The 20233-nt window shown below is 64.9% G+C and carries 19 protein-coding genes and 1 pseudogene; 13 read left to right on the top strand and 7 right to left on the bottom strand.

The annotated features are described in order from the left end of the window. Nucleotides 1-17: 17 nt before the first annotated feature. The 5 genes and pseudogenes from metH to KPG66_RS11835 all read right to left on the bottom strand — a co-directional run. Nucleotides 18-2735: a methionine synthase gene (gene metH, locus KPG66_RS11855; RefSeq protein WP_237070967.1), complete on the bottom strand. Its 2718-nt coding sequence runs from the start codon at nucleotides 2733-2735 to the stop codon at nucleotides 18-20. Continuing rightward, nucleotides 2732-3781 (bottom strand): homocysteine S-methyltransferase family protein, encoded by a 1050-nt coding sequence (locus KPG66_RS11850; protein ID WP_083813523.1) that lies wholly within the window; start codon nucleotides 3779-3781, stop codon nucleotides 2732-2734. The genes metH and KPG66_RS11850 overlap by 4 nt, the downstream gene beginning before the upstream one ends. Before the next feature lie 164 nt (nucleotides 3782-3945). Beyond that, the gene (locus tag KPG66_RS11845) at nucleotides 3946-4203 is read right to left on the bottom strand and encodes a BTH_I0359 family protein (RefSeq protein WP_041753891.1); all 258 of its coding nucleotides are present in this window, start codon (nucleotides 4201-4203) and stop codon (nucleotides 3946-3948) included. A gap of 221 nt (nucleotides 4204-4424) precedes the next feature. Beyond that, nucleotides 4425-5987, bottom strand: a complete 1563-nt coding sequence (locus KPG66_RS11840; protein WP_049786423.1) for a DUF3108 domain-containing protein — start codon at nucleotides 5985-5987, stop codon at nucleotides 4425-4427. Between the two features lie 59 nt (nucleotides 5988-6046). Beyond that, nucleotides 6047-6246 (bottom strand): annotated as a pseudogene (locus tag KPG66_RS11835) (IclR family transcriptional regulator); the annotation flags it as partial. 55 nt (nucleotides 6247-6301) lie between these two features. On the opposite strand from KPG66_RS11835, the gene KPG66_RS11830 reads away from it, so the two are divergent. The 7 genes from KPG66_RS11830 to rfaE2 all read left to right on the top strand — a co-directional run bounded on the left by KPG66_RS11830 (nucleotide 6302) and on the right by rfaE2 (nucleotide 13180). Beyond that, nucleotides 6302-7291 (top strand): fumarylacetoacetate hydrolase family protein, encoded by a 990-nt coding sequence (locus tag KPG66_RS11830; RefSeq protein ID WP_041753890.1) that lies wholly within the window; start codon nucleotides 6302-6304, stop codon nucleotides 7289-7291. A gap of 172 nt (nucleotides 7292-7463) precedes the next feature. Next, entirely contained in the window at nucleotides 7464-8300 is an 837-nt protein-coding gene (locus KPG66_RS11825) for an enoyl-CoA hydratase/isomerase family protein (RefSeq protein ID WP_237070966.1), read from the top strand. Nucleotides 8301-8345: 45 nt separating this feature from the next. Continuing rightward, nucleotides 8346-9869 carry a PhaM family polyhydroxyalkanoate granule multifunctional regulatory protein gene (locus KPG66_RS18025; RefSeq protein WP_237070965.1) on the top strand — a complete coding sequence of 508 codons (1524 nt, stop codon included), beginning with the start codon at nucleotides 8346-8348 and terminating at the stop codon, nucleotides 9867-9869. 71 nt (nucleotides 9870-9940) lie between these two features. Continuing rightward, a complete protein-coding gene (locus KPG66_RS11815; protein ID WP_157864439.1) occupies nucleotides 9941-10090 on the top strand; it encodes a hypothetical protein in 150 nt (49 codons plus the stop codon). A gap of 447 nt (nucleotides 10091-10537) precedes the next feature. Further along, nucleotides 10538-11557 (top strand): MerR family transcriptional regulator, encoded by a 1020-nt coding sequence (locus tag KPG66_RS11810; protein WP_013436445.1) that lies wholly within the window; start codon nucleotides 10538-10540, stop codon nucleotides 11555-11557. Nucleotides 11558-11817: 260 nt separating this feature from the next. Beyond that, entirely contained in the window at nucleotides 11818-12696 is an 879-nt protein-coding gene (locus KPG66_RS11805; RefSeq protein ID WP_013436443.1) for a ferritin, read from the top strand. 4 nt (nucleotides 12697-12700) lie between these two features. Then, nucleotides 12701-13180, top strand: coding sequence for a D-glycero-beta-D-manno-heptose 1-phosphate adenylyltransferase (gene rfaE2 / locus KPG66_RS11800; RefSeq protein ID WP_237070964.1), 480 nt, complete (start codon nucleotides 12701-12703; stop codon nucleotides 13178-13180). 140 nt (nucleotides 13181-13320) lie between these two features. Here the strand turns inward: rfaE2 and KPG66_RS11795 are convergent, their stop codons facing one another. Both KPG66_RS11795 and KPG66_RS11790 read right to left on the bottom strand, forming a co-directional pair. Then, nucleotides 13321-14181 (bottom strand): type III pantothenate kinase, encoded by an 861-nt coding sequence (locus tag KPG66_RS11795; RefSeq protein WP_237070963.1) that lies wholly within the window; start codon nucleotides 14179-14181, stop codon nucleotides 13321-13323. Between the two features lie 6 nt (nucleotides 14182-14187). Beyond that, on the bottom strand, nucleotides 14188-15180 hold the full coding sequence (locus KPG66_RS11790; RefSeq protein WP_013436440.1) for a biotin--[acetyl-CoA-carboxylase] ligase: 993 nt from the start codon (nucleotides 15178-15180) through the stop codon (nucleotides 14188-14190). A 73-nt stretch (nucleotides 15181-15253) separates the two neighbouring features. Here KPG66_RS11790 and KPG66_RS11785 point away from each other — a divergent pair, with 73 nt between their 5' ends. Genes KPG66_RS11785 through KPG66_RS11760 form a run of 6 tightly spaced genes read left to right on the top strand, consistent with a single transcriptional unit; the run spans nucleotide 15254 to nucleotide 20109 of the window. Further along, on the top strand, nucleotides 15254-16417 hold the full coding sequence (locus KPG66_RS11785; RefSeq protein ID WP_041753889.1) for an MlaE family ABC transporter permease: 1164 nt from the start codon (nucleotides 15254-15256) through the stop codon (nucleotides 16415-16417). A gap of 7 nt (nucleotides 16418-16424) precedes the next feature. Next, nucleotides 16425-17381, top strand: a complete 957-nt coding sequence (locus KPG66_RS11780) for an ABC transporter ATP-binding protein (RefSeq protein WP_237070962.1) — start codon at nucleotides 16425-16427, stop codon at nucleotides 17379-17381. A 1-nt stretch (nucleotide 17382) separates the two neighbouring features. After that, complete coding sequence (locus KPG66_RS11775; protein WP_237070961.1) at nucleotides 17383-18342, top strand: MlaD family protein; 960 nt, start codon at nucleotides 17383-17385, stop codon at nucleotides 18340-18342. Nucleotides 18343-18395: 53 nt separating this feature from the next. After that, nucleotides 18396-19091 carry an ABC-type transport auxiliary lipoprotein family protein gene (locus tag KPG66_RS11770; RefSeq protein ID WP_237070960.1) on the top strand — a complete coding sequence of 232 codons (696 nt, stop codon included), beginning with the start codon at nucleotides 18396-18398 and terminating at the stop codon, nucleotides 19089-19091. A gap of 33 nt (nucleotides 19092-19124) precedes the next feature. Further along, nucleotides 19125-19460 carry a (2Fe-2S) ferredoxin domain-containing protein gene (locus KPG66_RS11765; protein ID WP_013436434.1) on the top strand — a complete coding sequence of 112 codons (336 nt, stop codon included), beginning with the start codon at nucleotides 19125-19127 and terminating at the stop codon, nucleotides 19458-19460. 4 nt (nucleotides 19461-19464) lie between these two features. Beyond that, a complete protein-coding gene (locus KPG66_RS11760; RefSeq protein WP_237070959.1) occupies nucleotides 19465-20109 on the top strand; it encodes an alpha/beta hydrolase in 645 nt (214 codons plus the stop codon). Nucleotides 20110-20233 lie beyond the last annotated feature (124 nt).

Raw genomic sequence — 20233 nt, 5'->3', positions numbered from 1 at the left:
GCGTGCCAAGGACGGGCTTACAGCTGCGGCGCCAGCGCGCGTCGCGCGTGCTCCAGTGACAGGTCCATGCGGCGCGCGTAGTCCTCGAGCTGATCGTCGCCGATCTTGCCGACGGTGAAATACCGGCTGTCCGGATGGGACAGATAGAAGCCCGACACGCTGGCCGCTGGCCACATCGCCAGCGATTCGGTCAGGCTCATGCCGATCTCGTCCGCTTGCAGCGTCGCAAACAGGTCACGCTTGACCAGATGGTCCGGACACGCCGGATAGCCGGGCGCGGGCCGAATGCCGGCGTACTGTTCGGCAATCAACTGATCGTTGTTCAGCGCCTCATCGGTCGCGTAGCCCCACAAGTCGCGTCGCACGCGCTGATGCAGTTGTTCGGCGAACGCTTCGGCAAGCCGGTCCGCAAGCGCCTTCAGCATGATCGCGCTGTAGTCGTCGTGGTGCTGCTCGAACTGCTTCTCGCGCGTGTCCACGCCTAATCCCGCCGTGACCGCGAACAAGCCGATGTAGTCGGCGATGCCGCTGGCGCGCGGCGCAATGAAATCGGCCAGGCAGCGATTGGGCCGCGTCACGCCGTCCACGACGGGCCGCACGCTTTGCTGGCGCAGGTTGCGCCACGTCAGCGCAACCTGCGTGCGGCTCTCGTCGGTATAGATCTCGATGTCATCGTCGTTCACCGTGTTGGCGGGCAGCAGCGCGATCACGCCGTTCGCGCTCAGCCAGCGTCCCTGGATCAGCCGCGCGAGCATCGCCTTGCCATCGTCGAACACGCGCCGGGCCGATTCGCCGACCACCTCGTCGTCCAAGATCGCCGGGAAGCGTCCGGCCAGGTCCCAGGTTTGGAAGAACGGGCCCCAGTCGATGTAGCGCGCAAGCTCGGCCAAATCCTGGTTCTTAAACGTGCGCCGGCCGATGAACTTAGGCTTGGGGGGCACATAGCCATCCCAGTCGATGCGGGTCTTATTCGCGCGTGCTTGCGCCAGTGTGACCAGCGGCTGGGCCTTCTTGTTCGCGTGCTGCTCGCGGATCCGGTCGTAGTCGGCGCGCAACTCGTCGATGTAACGCGCCGCACCCTCGTCGGACAGCAGGCTGGAGGCGACCGAGACCGAGCGCGATGCGTCGGGCACGTAGACGACCGGACCATCGTAGTGCGGCGCGATCTTCACCGCGGTGTGCACGCGCGAGGTGGTCGCGCCGCCGATCAGCAGCGGGGTGTTCTTGCCACGGAAATACTCGTCGCGCTGCATCTCGGCGGCGACGTAGGCCATTTCCTCTAGGCTTGGGGTAATCAGCCCGGACAGCCCGACGATGTCGGCGCCCTCGGCTTTGGCGGTCGCGAGGATGTCCGTGCACGGCACCATCACGCCCATGTTGACCACCTCGAAGTTATTGCACTGGAGCACCACGGACACGATGTTCTTGCCGATGTCGTGCACGTCGCCCTTGACCGTGGCGATCACGATCTTGCCCTTGGGCTTCACGTCCGAGCCGGCGGCGGCCAATTGGCGCTTTTCCTCCTCAATGAACGGAATCAGGTGCGCGACCGCCTGCTTCATCACGCGCGCTGACTTCACCACCTGCGGCAGGAACATCTTGCCTTGTCCGAACAGGTCGCCGACGATGTTCATGCCGTCCATCAACGGCCCTTCGATCACATTGATCGGCCGCCCGCCGGCTTGCGCGATTTTCACGCGCGCCTGCTCGGTGTCCTCGACGATGAAGGTCGTGATGCCGTGCACGAGCGCGTGGGCCAGCCGCTGCTCGACCGGCTGCTCTCGCCATTGGAGGTTGTCCTCTTTCTTGGTCGCACCGCTCTTGTACTTGTCCGCGATCTCCAGCAGCCGGTCCGTCGCGTCGGGCCGACGATTGAGCACGACGTCTTCGACGCGCTCGCGCAGCACGGGGTCCAACTCCTGGTACACGCCGAGCTGGCCGGCGTTGACAATGCCCATATCCATGCCGGCCTGGATCGCGTGATACAGGAATACCGTATGGATCGCCTCGCGCACTGAGTCGTTGCCGCGAAACGAGAACGACACGTTCGATACACCGCCGCTCACCTTGGCATGCGGCAGGTTTTGCTTGATCCAGCGTGTCGCGTTAATGAAGTCGACCGCGTAGTTGTTGTGCTCGTCGATGCCGGTGGCGATCGCAAAGATGTTCGGATCGAAGACGATGTCCTCGGGCGGGAAGCCCACTTCGTTCACGAGGATGTCGTAGCTGCGCTGGCAAATTTGGCACTTGCGCTCGAAGGTGTCGGCCTGGCCGTTTTCATCGAATGCCATCACCACGGCGGCTGCGCCGTAGCGGCGGATCAGCTTCGCATGGTGGCGAAACGCTTGCTCGCCTTCCTTCAGCGAGATCGAGTTCACGATCGCCTTGCCTTGTACGCATTTCAGTCCCGCTTCGATCACGTCCCATTTGGACGAATCGATCATGATCGGCACCCGTGCGATGTCCGGCTCCGACGCGATCAGGTTCAGGAAGCGGACCATCGCGGCGCGTGAATCGAGCATCGCCTCGTCCATGTTCACGTCGATCACCTGCGCGCCGTTTTCGACCTGCTGGCGCGCGACGGCGAGCGCGTCGTCGAACTGGCTGTTCAGGATCATGCGCGCGAAGGCTTTGGAGCCGGTCACATTGGTGCGTTCGCCGACGTTGATGAACAGTGTCGCGTCCGTGACGTTGAACGCTTCGAGCCCGCAAAGGCGCATCGTATGGTCGGTCATGACTCGCTTTTTTCTTGATAATGCGCCCATGCGCGCGGCTTGACGTCCGCCAGGCGCGCGGCGATCGCTGCAATGTGTTCGGGTGTTGTGCCGCAGCAGCCGCCAGCCAGATTGACGAGGCCCGAGTCGGCGAATTCCTTGAGCAGTCCGGAGGTGACCTCTGGTGTTTCGTCAAAGCCGGTCTCGCTCATCGGGTTCGGCAACCCGGCGTTCGGATAGCACGACACGTAAGTGTCGCACAGCTTCGCCAACTCGGCGATATACGGCCGCATTAGCGCCGCCCCGAGCGCGCAGTTCAGCCCAAAGGTCAGCGGCCGCGCATGGCGCAGCGCGTTCCAGAATGCCTCGACGGTCTGTCCGGACAGGATTCGTCCGGACGCGTCGGTCACCGTGCCGGAAATCATGATCGGCAGCACCTCGCCGGTATCCTCGAACAATTGATCGAGCGCGAACAACGCGGCTTTCGCATTGAGCGTGTCGAAGATCGTCTCCACCAGAAACAGGTCCGCGCCGCCATCGAGCAGCGCTTGCGCTTGCTCGTAGTAGCTGTCGCGCAATTCGTCGAAGGTGACGTTGCGCGCGCCCGGGTCGTTGACGTCTGGCGAGATACTTGCGGTTTTCGGCGTGGGCCCAATCGCCCCGGCGACGAAACGCGGCTTGTCCGGCGTCGAATACCGGTCGCATGCGGCGCGCGCCAACCGTGCCGAAGCGATATTCATTTCGATGGCGAGCGTCTCCATTCGGTAATCGGCCTGGGCGATCCGAGTCGCACCGAACGTGTTCGTTTCGACGATATCCGCGCCGGCAGCCAAGTACTGCTCGTGAATCTGGCCGATGATCTGCGGCTGTGTGATCGATAGCAACTCGTTGTTGCCCTTGACATCATGGTCCAGCGCGGCGAACCGCTCGCCCCGGTAATGGGCTTCGGACAGCTTGTAGCGCTGAATCATCGTGCCCATTGCGCCGTCCAGTATCAGGATACGGCGCGCGAGCAGCGCGGGCAGGGCGCTGCCCCGAGTGTAGCGAAGGCTGTGTGCTTTTTGCATGGGATGTATGCACGAATCGCGGCTGACCGCGTCGCGGCACGTCGTGACGGTCGGCGGCGGCGCGTGCCGCAGTGCGCCGTAATCTGACATTCTAAAAGAAAACCCCCGCCGGACATCCGGCGGGGGTCTTTCTGTTCTGGATGGAGTTCGCCAGCAATCGACGATCAGTGTAGCACGACGGGCTGGTTCATCAGGCTGTCGAATTGCCCGAGGAATTCGTCGACTTCCTCCAGCGACGGTTGTTCTTGGATCAGGCGCTGCACGTGCTCGCGAAAGCGCGCTGCCATTGAGCCGTCGATGAATATCTCGCGCTGCGCATTTTTGTCGACGATCTCGAATCCGCCGGATAGCATGGTGCCGTGCTCGGCTTGGGGGGCGAATTCGACAACGCAGTAGTTCGGGCTGTTGTAGATCATTTGCATGGCGACACTCCTCAATTCTGTTGCTCTGCCACGGTTTGCACCGTAGATGGAGAGGTTGGTCAGAAATTCAAGGGGCCGATCCGGAACGGATATTCCCTAGGATTACATTATGTTACGTTGTCGAGCTGACTGCCGTTCCGAATCTACCGATTCGACCGCCGGTGCGGAAAAGGATTCCAGCGCCAGGCCGACGCGCTGAACGGCGAAGCGAAGCATCCGCACTACGGTTTCGCCGGCGCCTGCCATGGCAAGGATTCAGCATGACCTATGCCCGGCACGGATGCGGGTGCATCGGCGGGCGCGGGCTTCGGAGGCTTCTGAGCGGGCTCGGCCGGAGTGGCGGTTCCTTCTTCGGGCATGCCGGCCGCTCCGGATGGGGTGAACTGGCCCGTCCCGCTGTTTGCCGGCAGCTTGCCGTGCCACAGCAATTCGACTTGCGTGCCGTTTGGCTCGGTTTGTACCAGCCTGACCGGCAGGTAATCGAGCATGGGGCACAGCCATACGTCGATGCGCCGCCGATCGCCGTCGCGGCGCGGCAGGCGCATGAAATGCAAGGCATCGACGAATCCTTGCCAAGTCTGCACCGATTCGGTGCCGATCATCTCGATCGGCCAGGTTTCGCCACTGTCGCTGTCGGCGACAAAAAACTGGCGTGTGACGCCCGGCGTATAGGCCGACGGGTCGCCGCGTACGAGGCTGGCCAACTGCATCACCATGCTGAAGCGGTCCTGCGCGCCGTCGGACAGTGGCACGGTTTGGGATGAGCGCGAGAACGCGATGCGCCTCGGCTGCGTGTCGCGCTCAAAGCGCGTCGTATCGGTGCCGCGACGCCCACGCTGTTCCACGTAGCGTTGCGGCGCAAGCCCGAATGCGTCGACGCGGCCCTCGCTGGTGAAACTGTACGTGCCCACAAACGGCAGCGTCATCGAGACGACCATCTGGTAATGCGAGCCGTCGGTGGTCCAACGCAGTGTGCCAGCTTGATTTTGCACGCCGTTGTAGAAAGTGTCGTACCGGATGTCCGCGCTCGGGGGCAGCGTGAATTTTTCGCCGCCGGAAGCGACCGGCGCGGAGGCCGGCGACGGGGCTGAGGCGGCCAACGTGCGCGAAGCGTTCGGGGTACCAGAAGCAGCTGAAGTAGCCAAGGCAGGCGAAGTAGGTGTAGGTGAAGCATTGGATGCGTCCGACGCGGTGGCCAGCGGCGACGTGCCGCCCGCCACCGCGTCGCGCGTGGCCGGCTGCGGTTGCCGACCGGCGCCGTATTTGCCGGCGAGCGGGCCGCGTGTGCCGGCAAAGGCCTGTGCGGCCGTGTCAGCCGGTATAGGATGTGCTGGCGCACGCGGGCGGGTGTCGTCGATCGCACGCAGCGTGCGTGCGGGCGGCGGGCCAGCGTTGCCGGTGCGCGCGGCGCGGGACGCGTTCGGCTGTGGCACCACCGCTTGCAAGGCATCGCTGGGCGGCGTGGCCGCCGCGCTGGACGGCGAGTGGGGCGAGGCCGCGCGTGGCGCATCACCGGCCGCCGTCGCGGCGCGCTCGTGCGTGGCCGAGTCGATCGGCCGCGGTGTTAGCACGGCAACCTGGACGGGGATCTCGCTCGGCGTCGGCGCGGGGTTCAAGCCAGGCACGCGCTCCAGCCACACACCAACTAGCGCGTGGACAAGCAATACCAGTGCCAGGGCGATGACCCAGCGCGTGGCTGGCCCGCGCGCATGCCGACGGCACGGGTGGCCGGCAACGATCGTGCGGGGCCGCCGCGGTGCGGCGCGCGAAGACAAATCCGCCATGGACTTCCAAGCAGGCGGGCACTACGCGTTGCGTGCGCGGTCGTACCCCAGTTCATAGGTTCATAGGACAGCTGTTGCGCGCAGTCGCGCAGTGCCATGTCGATTTGGCCGCCCCAGCGGATATCGAAAGTGCCTTCTGTCCGAGCGCGATCAGCGCGAGCGCCAGCGCTCCAGTCGCATCGAACACTGGCATGCAGCGCGCATGGATCGTCGGCAGCAGCATGCCCTACGCCCGTGCGGCACTGTGTTCGCGAATCTCGCCGTTAGAATTAACCATCGCAAAATACATTTCCCTATACGTCATTACAAGCCCTATGAAACTTGCCACGCTCAAGGACGGTTCACGCGACGGCCAACTTCTTGTCGTATCGCGCGACTTACGGATGGCCACGAGCGCCGATGCGATCGCGCCAACGTTACAGCGTGTGCTGGACGACTGGACGTTTCATGCGCCGCAACTGGCGCAGCTGTACGATGCATTGAACCAGGGCCGCGCGCGGCATGCGTTTGCGTTTGAGCCGGCCCAGTGCATGGCGCCGTTGCCCCGAGCGTTCCAATGGGCGGATGGCTCCGCCTATGTGAACCACGTCGAACTCGTGTGGCGCGCGCGCGGGGCGCCAATGCCGCCGGAATTGTGGACCGATCCGTTGATGTACCAGGGCGGCAGCGACGATTTTATCGGCCCGACCGACGACATCGTATGTCCGAGCGAGGACTATGGGATCGATTTCGAGGCCGAGGTGGCCGTGATCACTGGGGACGTGCCGATGGGGGCGACGTCGCAGGTCGCGCAGCGCGGCATCCGGCTGCTGACGCTGGTCAATGACGTGTCGCTGCGCAACCTGGTCCCCGCCGAACTTGCCAAGGGCTTGGGCTTCTTCCAGAGCAAGCCTGCGAGCGCATTCGCGCCAGTGGCCATTACGCCGGACGAACTGGGCCAGGCGTGGTGCGACGCGCGCGTGCATCGGCCGATGATTGTCCATTGGAACGGGCGCAAGGTCGGGCAACCCGATGCCGGGTCTGACATGGTATTTAACTTTGGGCAATTGATCGCCCATATTGCGAAGACACGCAACGTGCGAGCCGGCTCGATCATCGGCTCGGGCACGATCTCGAATAAGGATGCCCAGCGCGGCTATTGCTGCATTGCCGAGAAGCGCTGTCTCGAGACGATCGAGTACGGCGCGCCACGTACGGCGTTCATGAAGTATGGCGACCGCGTCAGGATCGAGATGTTCGACGAGGAGGGGAAATCGATCTTCGGCGCGATCGACCAGGCCGTGGCGCCCGTGGCCAACGGCTAACCCCGTTCGCGGAGCGCGCCCGGCGGTGCGTGCGATGAGGCGCGCCGCCCAAGCGCCGGCGACAACCCTAAGCAAGAAAAACGGTACGATTATCTCAACTTCCTCTCCCATTGCGGCGGGCGTCTGCTAGTGTTCAAACTATCGGGCGTGCCGCCCGCTTCTGGATAGGGCGATGAACGGTTTTGCGAACGACCTGCACTACGCCCGCTACAAAGCGTTGAAGCTGCGCCGACACGAGCACGGGATGCTCGAAGTGATCATGAGTGGCGAAGGGGCCAACAAGAGCGCGTTGGCTACCGCCGATGAACGGATGCATCGCGAGCTGGCGGACATCTGGCGCGACATCGACACCGATCCGCACACACGGGTGGCAATCATCCGTGGCGAGGGCAAGGGATTCTCCGGCGGTGGCGATATGACGCTGGTCGAGCAGATAGCCAACGACTTCCAGTTGCGCGCGCGGGTATGGCGTGAAGCGCGTGACCTCGTCTATAACCTGGTCAATTGCAGCAAGCCGGTGGTCTCGGCGATGCACGGTCCGGCGGTGGGGGCCGGCCTAGTGGCTGGCTTGCTCGCTGATATTTCAATCGCCGCGAAAAGCGCGCGCATCATCGACGGCCATACGCGGCTGGGCGTGGCCGCCGGCGATCACGCGGCGATCGTCTGGCCGTTGCTGTGTGGGATGGCTAAGGCCAAGTATCACCTGCTGCTGTGCGAACCGGTGTCCGGCGACGAAGCCGAGCGTATCGGCCTGGTATCGCTGGCGGTCGACGATGTTGACCTGGTGCCGAAGGCTTTTGAGCTGGCGCAGCGATTGGCGAACGGCTCGCAAAGCGCCATCCGTTGGACCAAGTACGCGTTGAACAACTGGCTGCGCAGCGCCGGCCCGACGTTCGATACATCGCTGGCGCTGGAATTCCTCGGCTTCGGCGGGCAGGACGTGCACGAAGGCATTCGTTCGCTGCGCGAGCGTCGCGCGCCACGGTTTCCGGACGGTGCGCCGTTCTGACCGGGCGATGCCCATCATGCCGGGTAGCACAGAGAGACAGGATCAATGAGCGATTCAGGCGGCAATACCCCGTTTTCGTCATTCCCGCGGTTTTCGCCGAATGCCGGCGATGAGATGTTCGACAGCCTGCTCAAGCTGATGCGCATGCCGGGCGGTTTGGCCGGTGACGGCGGGCTGGCGTCGCCACCGCTCGGACTCGGGCCAGATATCGGCGCGCCGCTGATGAGCGTCGAGGAGCTCGATAAGCGCATCACCGATCTTCGGGCGGTCGAACAGTGGCTCAAGCTCAACTTGTCGATGTTGCAGTCCACGATCCAGGCGCTGCAGATGCAACGCTCGACGCTTGCGACGCTGCGCGCGTTCGGCGCATTTGCGCAGGCGTCGATGACGCCCACGCCGGGCGGCGCGTCCGGCACAAGCCCTCCGTCGGGCGAGTGCGGCATAAGTGGCGATGCGCGCGGCGCACCATGGCCGCCGCCGGCCGCAGCGGGCCAAGCGGATGAAGCAGACGGAGGGGAAGGAGCGGACGATGCTCGGCGCAGCGGCTCGCACGCGGCGTCTGCGGCGGACGAACCCCCGAAGCAAGCGGCGGGATTGGATCCATTTGCGTTCGCAAAGGCGCTCTACGATGTCGCGTGCGGTGCGGTAAAGGGTGCAAGGGAAGGCGCGGCCGGTGCCACCGGAGCTGCCGACGCAGCCCAGTTTGCCGCTGGCGAGGCCTTGCCGCAATGGGACGCGTCGGCGGCGCACGGAACCCAGGCGGCGCAGGCAGGCGAATCGGTTGCCAAGCAGCAGGGGCCCGATGCGCAGGACGGCGCGCCAGCGGATCGCCGTGCGCCGGATACGTCGCGGGGCGAAGCCGCCGACGCTGCCGCGGCGGCCGATGCCGGCGAGCGCGCGGCCGCGTCTAGGGCCGGCGAGCCGCTCGACGCGTCAGCCTGGTGGAGCTGGCTGCAGACGCAGTTCGAGCAGATTGCCCGGTTCGCGGTTGCGCCGCATACGATGCCCGGTGCATCGGTGCCCGCCGACGATATTGAGGAAGCGATGCGACAGCGGAGCGACGAGGGGCTGGGGCGTTCGTCGCCGGGCGCTTCGGCGGGGGCGGGCCGATCTGCTGCAAAGGCCCGATCCTCGACGGCGGCTCGTGCGCCGTCCAAGCGTGCAGCAGCAGGCGGATCGGCGACCAAGGGCGAGGCCATGGCAGAAAGCGGGGTGGCTTCAAGCGGCACGTCGGCAGAGAGCGGCACGTCAACGGCGGCTGGCAAGTCGGCGAGGCACAGCGACTTGGCGAGGCATAGCGACTTGGCGAGGCATAGCGACCCGGCGAAGCACGGCCGGCCCGCTGCGAAGGACAAAGCTGCGACACGCAGCAAGCTGTCAACGGCGACGGATCACAAGGCTTCGACGGCCCGCAATGCCGCCACCCGTGGTAGCGCCACGACAGGCAATAAGGCCGCGATTGGCAGTAGCGCCGACGCAGACAACAGGCCGTCGGCGGCCCGCAAGCGCACCAAGGGGACGATGCCGGCGGCTGGCGTGCGCAAGCGCCGCGGCCGGATCGTCGAATAGCACCGGTCATCAAGGCCGGATGCTCCCGCGCCACCGGCTACCCGAGCCTTGCGTAGATCGGCCGGCGGGTCATGGTCAGCGTGTTTCTCGACGCGCTCGGCACAGACATCGAGCCGGTAGAGCACGTGAGCCAACTGGTCATGCACCCGCCGATTGCGGTGACCACGCGTAACGACTGGCGACGCGTAGAGGTGATGACGCGCGCTCCCAGCGAGCTCTGATCATGCGCGGCTATCGCGACGTGCTGCAACGGCACGATGCACTGCCGCATTTTTTCCGTCGTTCCTGTAGACCACCACTGTCTTGTCCCGTAACGTGGCCGGTGCCTGCCTGCCTGCCTGCCGAAGACCGAAAATCGACGACCGAAAACCTAAAACCTAAAACCGACGACCAACCAACCGACCAACCGACCAACCAACCAACCGACCAACCAACCGACCAACCAACCGACCAACCAACCGACCAACCAACCGACCAACCAACCGACCAACCAACCGACCGAATGGACCCATCTTGGCCTATTGTCCGGGATTTGTCCGCGTATGGCGGCGAATTTATCGATTACAAACGGCTTTCTTCTGTCCCCAAAAGCGTGAATTAGGGTTAGGATTGGTGGCCACATTTGAACAGTAAGGGGCGCGCCGCACCGGCGAAGCTTCACGACACCTATGGCCAAGCACATTTCCGCCGATGGGCAAATGGCAGACGCAGCAGACTTTGGGCCGGCACAGGTCGACGGCGCGGATGGCCGGATGCACGAGAAAGTTACCGGCGTGCCCGAGCCGTCGCTATCGCCAGTCGGCATTGGTGCCCTCGCCCATGAAATCGGCTTGACGAGGGATACGTTGCGCGTCTGGGAGCGCCGATACGGTTTTCCGCGGCCGCTGCGCAACGCGGGAGGCGAGCGCCTGTATCCGGCTGAGCAGGTCCGCAAGCTGCGGCTCGTGAAGCAGTTGCTGGACGCCGGACATCGCCCGGGCAACGTGCTGTTGCACCCCGAGCCGGTTCTGCGTGCGATGGTGCGCCAGAGTGCCCCGGTGTCACCCCACGTGGACTTAGCACCGCTGCTCGAACTAATCGACACTGAGCGTTGGACGGTGCTGCGCAATGAACTGATGTGGCGCCTGGTGCGCGTGGGCATCGAGCGCTTTATCGACGAAATCGCGATCCCGCTTGGCGCACGGGTGGGCCAGACGTCGATGGGCGGATCGCCGAGCGCCACGCATGCGCCGGCGCTCGGACAGGTGCTACAGGACGTTGTTCGACGTGCGGTGCGGCTGCTCACGGATGGCGCGCACGGCGCGCGGGGCCGACCCTGCGCGTTGCTGGCGGCGGTCCCGGGCGCGGCGCATGATGTGCAACTGGCGATGATGGAAGTCTTGTTTGTGCTCGCCCGCTGCCGCTGCGCGGTGATGAGTGCTGGCGTATCGATCGATGAGATTGCCGACGCGGCGCGCGCCAGCGATATCGACATGGTTGTGTTGTCGATGGCGGCCGCACCCGACGCCGCGTCTGCGGCGCGTGCGGCCAACGAGCTGCAGACGCGGCTGCCGCCGCAGGTGCAATTATGGACCAGCGGCGGCAACGTCCCGCGTCGCCTCGCGCAACAGGGAATCCAACACTTGGTGTCAATGACGCACATCGATAGTGCAGTCGCACAGTGGCGTCGACATCGCGTGCTATCATAATTGGCCTGGCTGGAACGCCGCACATTGGCGCCGTGCAACTGCCAAACACGATGGAATAACAACAGATGCTGCGCGGCCGTATCGCGGCAACGCGGAGCCTCTCGGAGGCGCCGCTCACTGCGGCATTTTTTCACACCCGGGCGGGCCGCGCTCAACGTAAAATCTTACGTTTGCCCGTCAGCCGGTCGAACCATGCGGCGCACGATATCGATGACGGGCGCGCACGCAGTCTACGCTTTTCAGGTTGATAAGGTAGCACCATGAACACCATGCTTTATCCGGAACTCTACCGCTCGCTCGAATCGGTTCGCTGGGATATGGAAAAGGACATCCCGTGGGACAAGTTCGATGGGTCGCTGCTGACTGACGAGCAGGCGAACACGATTAAGATGAACGCGATTACCGAATGGTCCGCGTTGCCGGCGACGGAGATGTTTCTGCGCGATAACCATAGCGATAGTGACTTCTGCGCGTTTATGAGCGTTTGGTTTTTTGAGGAACAAAAGCATGCGCTGGTATTGATGGAATATCTGCGGCGCTTTCGCCCGGAGTTCGTGCCGACCGAGCAGGAGTTGCACGCGGTGCGCTTCCCGTTCGACCCGGCGCCGCCGCTGGAAACGCTGATGCTGCATTTCTGCGGCGAGATCCGGTTGAACCACTGGTACCGCCGTGCGGCCGAGTGGCATACGGAGCCGGTGATCAAGCATATCTACGAGACGATTTCACGCGACGAGGCGCGGCACGGCGGCGCCTACCTTCGGTATATGAAAAAGGCGCTGGCTACGGCCGGCGACTCCGCGCGCGCCGCATTTGCGAAGATCGGCGTGCTGATGGCGTCGGCCCGGCGCACCGAGAAGCCGCTGCACCCAACGAACCTGCACGTGAACCGGCAGTTGTTCCCGCGGGACACTGTGCAATCGCGACTGCCCGACCCGGAATGGCTCGAGCGCTGGCTGGACGAACAGATCCGATTCGACGACACGTGGGAAAAGAAGGTGATTGAGCGGATCCTGCACAACCTGTCGCTACTGTTCGAGCGCACGTTCACGACGGCGCAGGAGTTGAACCGTTACCGCAAGGAGTTAACGGCGCGACTGCAGCGCGATACCGACGTGGGCGGCGCAGAACAGCCGGCGTAGACCGATGCCGGCTTCGTTCGAGCGCAAGATTGTCGAGTGGCAGACCTTGCTCGCGCGCCGCGCCTTGCTCGGCGCGCCGGTCGTGTTCACCAATGGTGTGTTCGATATCCTGCATCGCGGGCATGTGACGTATCTGGACGACGCCCGCGCGTTGGGCGCGTGCCTGGTGGTCGGCGTCAACAGCGACGCGTCGGTGCGGCAACTTGGCAAGGGCGACGATCGCCCGATCAATGCGCAAGCGGACCGCATGGCGTTGCTTGCCGCGCTGGAAAGCGTCGATTACGTCGTGATGTTCGACGAGGCGACGCCGATCGAGTTGATTCGCGCGTTGCACCCGGACATCCTGGTCAAGGGGGGCGACTACGACATGGACAAGCTGCCAGAATCGGCACTGGTGCGCAGTTGGGGTGGCCGCGCACTGGCGATTCCGTTCGAGCACGACCGCTCGACGACGAAGCTGCTACAGCGCGTACGCGCCCGCTGATCACGGGCCGAGCGCGCAGACGGCCAGCTTCGAATGTCGGATTGGCCCGCCGATCATTAGCTGTGACGGGGGCTGTGGCATCCTGCAATCAACGTGCGCAGCATCGGCGATTCTCTGTGCTTGCATAGAAGGTCGCGACGTCAGGCGCTGTGCCTGAGCGTTGCCACCTCGTCCTGCGCAATCAGCGCGAGCCCAGACAGGATCAAATGATCGTGCCGCGTGTGCGGCACGGTCAGCGCCGGCGCCAACGCGTCGGCGCCGCCGCCGCCAAGCACCATGCGTACCGGCGCGCCGCCGAGCTCGGCACGCCATGTTAGATAAGCATGCTCAATCAGGCCAGTTTGCGCGAGCGCACATCCGGCGCACAGCGACGCGGGCGTGTCGGTGCCGAACGTCAGCCCCGGCTTGCCGGCCAGCGCGGAGCGTGCGCTGGCCGGCGTCAGTGTTGGCAACTGCGCGGTATGCTCGCCGAGCGAGCGCATCATCAACGACCATCCCGGTGCAATCAAGCCACCGACAAAGATGCCGTCGGCGCGCAGCGCTTCGATCGTCGTCGCAGTACCGAGCGTGACGATCAGCAGATGCTCACGTGGGTAGGCCGCATGTGCACCGATCATGCCGGCCCAGCGATCGGTGCCGAGTTGTGCCGGCTCGCCATATCCGTTTGTCACCCCGCACTGCGAGTGGCGCGATACGATGGTCGTGCGTGCGATACCGGGCCAGCGCGCATCCAGCATCGCCGACAGGCGCGCGGCGACGTGCTGGCCCGCAACGTTGGAGATCCAGATATCGGCTGGCGTCGGCAAGTCGTCCCACTGCAGTTCCGCCGTGCGTGCGACCACGTCGCCCTGCGCGTCGTCCAGCGGGTTTTCATGCGAGAACGCGCCGAGTTGCCGCAGACCGCCATCGGCGTGCACCAGCGCCCATTTAGTGCGGCTGTTGCCCGCGTCGATCACCAGGCGGTGGCGGCCGGCCGTGCCGGTAAGGTCAGGATCGATCATGGCGGCTTATGCGTCGTCGTTGTGCGGCTGTTCATGCACGCGTCCGTTGGCGGCCGGCCGCGCCGGCGCATCAACGCTTGCGGCAAGCCGCAGCGACACGTCGCCCGTGGCGATCGCCCGGATTGCTTGTGGTGTGCGTATCAGCAGTTGTCCTTGTTCGTCAACGCCGTACGCGATGCCGCGTGCCATCTCGTCACCTTGCTCCAGGACCACCACTTCCTGGCCCGCATACGCATGCTGGGCGACCCAGGTGTCTCGGAACGGCTCGAAGCCATGCCGGCCGAAGCGTTCCAGCCCGACTGCCAGTGCATTGAGCACCGCGCCGAGCACGGGGGTGAGCGCAGCGTGCGGCCACGCGTGGGATAGTGCGCCAGGCACAGTCGGCAGCGTGGCGTGCAGCGTTTCATGCAACGACGCGATTTGCTGCTCCAACTCATCGGTGCTACTGACGTTCAGGCCCACGCCGATTACCAGCGCGGTGGCGTCGCGCGTGCTCCATACGGTTTCCACGAGCACGCCGGCCAGCTTCGCGCCGTCCAACAGGATGTCGTTTGGCCACTTGAGCGAGAGCCGTCCGTTGTCATCCAGCGGCAGGGTGCGCAGCCCGTCCACGATCGTCGCGCCGAGCGCCAGGCTCAGCCCGGCGAGCTGGTTCGGCGCGCGCGGCATCAAGTAGCTGAGCGAGAACAGCAGCGCATTGCCCGGGGTAGCCAACCACGGCCGGCCGCGCCGTCCTCGTCCCGCCGTTTGTGAATAAGCGACGCGCACGCTCGGCTCGAACGGCACGCCGCGTACTTGCTTCAGCCGCGCGGCGAGATCCGCGTTGGTCGAGCCGGTCTCGTAGACCACCTCAAGCGCCCAGCGCGAAGGCCGTGGATCGAGCAACTCGAGGAGCCGCTCGCGTTCGATGCGGCGGGCCGCCGCCGGCCGCGGATCGCCGCCGGCGGCGGCCTTGCCCGGGATGTCGGGCGGATCAAGGGGGAAAGAATGATCGAACATCTTGCTATTGTAGCGATGCCGTGCCGCGCCTTTCGATACAATGACGCTACGTTGACCCTATGCCGTGCCCGCTTTGGATTTCGAGACGCCGCCGTTGCTCACTGTCGATGCCGTGAAAACGAGCCAGGACCGGTCTGTGCCGTCGGGTATGGCGATTCGCCTGGGCGGCCAATGGACCGCGCTCTCGCTGGCACTGGACCAGCGGCGCGGCGGCATCGCGGCCAAGCTGCGCACGCTGCGCGACGCGGCGGCCCGGGCCGACACGCTGTGGGACCTGTCGCCAATCCAGCGGCTAGACCATGTTGGCGCACAGGCGCTGTGGCAGATCTGGGGACGGCACTTGCCGTGCGGCCTCAGCCTGACCGATACGCAGCGCGAGATCTTTGAGCGGATCGCGCTGCTTGATGCAACGCGCGAGCCTGCCGAGCCGGCGGCGGCAATCGATCCCATCACGCGGCTGGGTCTTGCGGTGTTCGGTTTCGCCGGGCACTTGCGCGACGGCATCACACTGCTCGGTGGTCTGGTGATTGACTGCGGCAGGTTGCTGCGCGACCCACGTCGGATCCCGTGGAGCGAGATTTCCGCAAACGTCTACGCGGCCGGCGCGCAGGCGCTGCCGATCACCGCGCTGGTCGCCTTCCTGATCGGCATCGTACTGTCGTATCTATCCGCGCAGCAACTGAGGTTGTTCGGCGCGAACGCATACATCGTCAACATTCTCGGGCTGTCGATCATTCGGGAGCTTGGCCCGGTGCTTGCGGCGATTCTCGTGGCCGGCCGCTCCGGCTCGGCGATCACCGCGCAATTGGGCGTGATGCGCGTGACCGAGGAATTGGACGCGATGCGCGTCATGGGGATCTCGCATGGGCTGCGGTTGATTTTGCCGCGGGTGATCGCGCTGGGTGTCGCGATGCCGTTGCTCGTGATCTGGACCGACGCCATCGCGCTGGCCGGTGGGATGCTGGCCGCGCAACTGGTGCTCAATATTGATATGAGCTTCTTTATCCGGTCGTTGCCAAGCGTGGTGCCGGTGGCGAACCTGTACCTCGGCCTGGGCAAGGGTGTGGCGTTCGGCATGCTAATCGCGCTGGTCGGCTGCCACTTCGGCTTGCGCATCAAGCCCAATTCGCAAAGCTTGGGCGAAGGAACGACCACGTCGGTTGTGTCCTCCATCACGGTCGTGATGCTGGCCGACGCGGTGTTCGCGATCATGTTCCAACGGATCGGATTGTTGTGAGGCGCCGATGACCCAACCGCACGCGCTGACCTCGGTGGCCCTCGCCCACGGTGCGCCGCCGGTGGCCGAGCCTGTCATCGAGGTAGCCGATCTGACCAAGCGCTATGGTCGCACGGTGATCCACGAGCATCTGGACCTGGACGTGCGGCGCGGCGAGATCGTGTCGCTGGTCGGTGGTTCCGGCTCCGGCAAGACGACGTTGATCCGGCAGATTCTCGGCCTTGAGGTGCCGAGCTCGGGCACGATCCGCATCTTCGGCGAGGATACTGTGACGATGAGCGCGCGCGCGGCCCAATTGCTGCGGAACCGTTCGGGCATGTTATTCCAGCATGGCGCGCTGTTTTCCGCGATGACGGTATTCGATAACATCGCGCAGCCATTGCGCGAACTGGGCAAGATCCCGCCGGCGCTATTGTCGGATATCGTCATGCTGAAGCTCGAAATGGTCGGGCTGTCGGGCCGGCACGCGACCAAGGTGCCGGCCGCGCTGTCCGGTGGGATGGTTAAGCGCGTGGGTATCGCGCGCGCGTTGGCTTTGGAGCCGGAGCTGCTGTTTCTGGACGAGCCGACTGCCGGTTTGGATCCTCAGGCGTCAGAGGAGTTCGTCAAGCTGATTGCGACGCTGCATCGTGCACTCGGCCTGACGGTGGTGATGGTTACGCACGACCTGGACACGATAGTGTCATTGTCCACGCGCGTGGCGGTGCTGGCCGATCGCAAGGTGATCGTCGCGGCGCCACTCGAGCAGGTCGCCGGCGTCGACCACCCGTTCATCCGCGAGTATTTTTTGGGCATGCGCGGCCGCCGCGCACTGCAGGCGCTGCCAGCGTCGCGCCGTGCCAAGCTGCCGGCGGCCGCGCTCGAGCCGATACCCGACGACGCATTGCTTGAAGTCGAGCACGCAGTCCGGCGCGGGCATCGCAGCGAGCATCGCCGACCGGGCGTCGGCGTTGAGGGAAGCTGAGATGGAAAATAAGTCACATGCATTCTGGGCTGGGCTGTTTACGATCGTGCTGTTGGTGGCGATCGCGCTGACAATCGCGTGGTTCAGCATGGATCGCACCGAGCGCGTCCCGTATGACCTGGTTGCCACGACGAATGTAACCGGTCTGCGCGCCGACGCGGCGGTGCGCTATCGCGGACTGGCGGTCGGCAACGTGCAGAACATTCACTTCGACACGCACCGCCCTGGCCGGATCGTAATCCGGATCCTTGTGGACAAGCGCGTGCCGCTGACCCACTCGAGCTTCGCGTCGCTCGGCTTGCAAGGCGTGACCGGGCTGGGCTTTATCCAGCTGGATGATACCGGCGACGATCTGCACCCCCTGATCTCGTCCGACGAGAACGTCGCACAGATCCCGATGCGGCCTGGCTTGTTCGATGATTTGCAGCGGCGTGGCGTGGCGTTGCTCAATCAGATGGAGAAAATTGCGGTCAACCTGCAGCAGATGACCGACGAGCCGAACCGCCGGCAATACTTGGCCACCGCGCGCAGCATCCAGGATGCGGCCAGCGGCGTGGCTGCGCTTACGCAGCACCTGGAGCCAGTGACACGCAAGTTGCCGGACACGATCGACGAGCTGAATCGGACGATGGGCTCAGTCAACGTGCTGGCGACCAGCCTGTCCAATCCCAATGGGCCAGTTGCAGCCAATCTGAACCGGGTCGGTCAGGCGGCCGAGCAGGCGGGTGTGGCATTGGCGCAGCTTAATACGTCGATGCAGGAGCTGACCGCGCGAGTTGGCTACGAGACGTTGCCCCGCGTGAATTCGCTGGCCGACGACGTCAGGCAGGCCATGCGGTCGGTCCACAGCGCGGCAGGCACGATCAACGCGAATCCGCGTGCACTGCTGTTCGGTGCACCGTCGCCCGAGCCGGGGCCCGGCGAGCCGGGCTTCTCGTGGTCATCCAGCTCCCCGCGCTGACGCGCGCACGTTGCCGCCCTGCACGGCAAACGTCTATTCGACGAGGATTATCGATGTCATCACGTATTATGGGTCCGCTTGTGGTGTTGCTGGGCGCGTTCACGTTCGGCGGATGCGGCACGGCCGGACACCGCGCGTCGCCGGCGGCCCATCGCTACGATCTCGGCGCGTCGGCCATCGCGGTGCACTCCGGTCCTATGAGCCCGAACGGGGCGGCACCTCGCGCCGACGCCGCGGCGCCGGCGTTCGGTCCGTTTAAGCTAGTCGACATGGGCGCACCGGCGAGCCTGGATTCGGACGGCATCGTCTACCGACTCGCCTATGCGCACGCGCAGCAGCCGCGCACTTACGCGTCCAGCCGCTGGGTTGCGACGCCGGCACAGTTGCTGACGCAACGTTTGCGCGCGCTGCTCGGCGCACGCGGCGCGGTGGTCTCGCCCGGCGACCCGGTGTCGGCACCGGTGTTGAGGGTCGAGTTACTAGAATTCGAGCAGATCTTCGACAAGCCCGGCGCGAGCCGCGGCGTCGTCGCGTTGCGTGCGACGTTGCTGCGGCGGGGCGGACAGTTCACGCAGGCGACGTTCCGCGCCGATGCGCCGGCGTCGTCCGCCGATGCGAGCGGCGGCGTGCGCGCGCTCGCGCAGGCCAGTGACGTTGCGCTGTCGCAACTGGCTGACTGGCTGGCCAGTCAGCCGGCGCTCGCGCTGAGCGATGGGGCGCACGGCGTGCCGGTTGCCCCGTCGTTATAATCGCCTTAATGCCGATGGCGGGACCGCTTTCCAATGACTTCTTTTTATCAGCACCACGTTTTCTTCTGCTTGAACCAGCGCGATCCCGGCGAGCGCCCGAGTTGCGCAAACTGCGGTGCGCAAGCGATGCAGGAATACGCGAAACGGCGTATCAAGGCGCTGGGCCTTGCCGGCGAGGGCAAGGTGCGCATCAACAAGGCCGGGTGCCTGGACCGCTGCGAGCTCGGTCCCGTGCTGGTCGTGTACCCCGATGCGACGTGGTACACCTATGTCGATGAAGCAGATATCGACGAGATCATCGATTCGCATTTGGTTGGTGGCCGGATCGTCGAGCGCCTGCTGGTTGATGCGCCGCGCGGCGGGGCGTGACCGGATGAACGCGCAAACGCAGAAGTATCGGATCGACGGTCCGGTTGGCAAGATCGAGATTGCGATCGATCGTCCGGATCGTGGCGGCGCGGGGGGCGAGCCACGCGGGCTAGCATTGGTCGCGCACCCACATCCGCTGTTCGGCGGCTCGTTGGACAATAAGGTCGCGCAGACGCTGGCGCGCACGTTGGTGCAACTTGGCTACGTGGCGGTGCGATCGAACTTCCGCGGCGTCGGTGCCACCGAAGGCGAGCATGATGATGGGCGCGGCGAGCAGGATGACCTGATTGCGGTAATCGATCACGCGCGCACGCTGCCGGGGCTGGCCGGGGTGCCGCTGGTGCTGGCGGGTTTCTCGTTCGGCACATTCGTGCTGTCACACGTGGCGCGGCGACTGCTCGAACGCGGTGACGCGATCGAGCGCATGGTATTCGTCGGCACCGCGGCAAGCCGTTGGCAGGTCGCCGACGTGCCGCTCGACACCATCGTGATTCACGGTGAACTCGACGATACGGTGCCGCTTGCGTCGGTCTACGACTGGGCGCGGCCGCAGGAACTGCCGGTCGTGGTGATCCCGGGGGCCGAGCATTTTTTCCATCGCAAGCTGCATATCCTAAAGCGGGTGATCGCCGAGCGCTGGCGCGTATAATGGGTGCCGCGCCGCTGCCGCCGCACAGGCGGTTCGCGCATTACCCGTGCCGAGCCGTGCTGGTTCGCCGCGTGGACACGAACGCTTGGCTCGCTCGTCAGTCCAATCGGCTTGCGCCGCGGGC

The sequence above is a fragment of the Mycetohabitans sp. B2 genome, assembly GCF_021733735.1.
Taxonomy (GTDB): domain Bacteria; phylum Pseudomonadota; class Gammaproteobacteria; order Burkholderiales; family Burkholderiaceae; genus Mycetohabitans; species Mycetohabitans rhizoxinica.
Note: the sequence above shows the minus strand (reverse complement) of the source record. Positions and strands in the feature narration are given on the sequence as shown.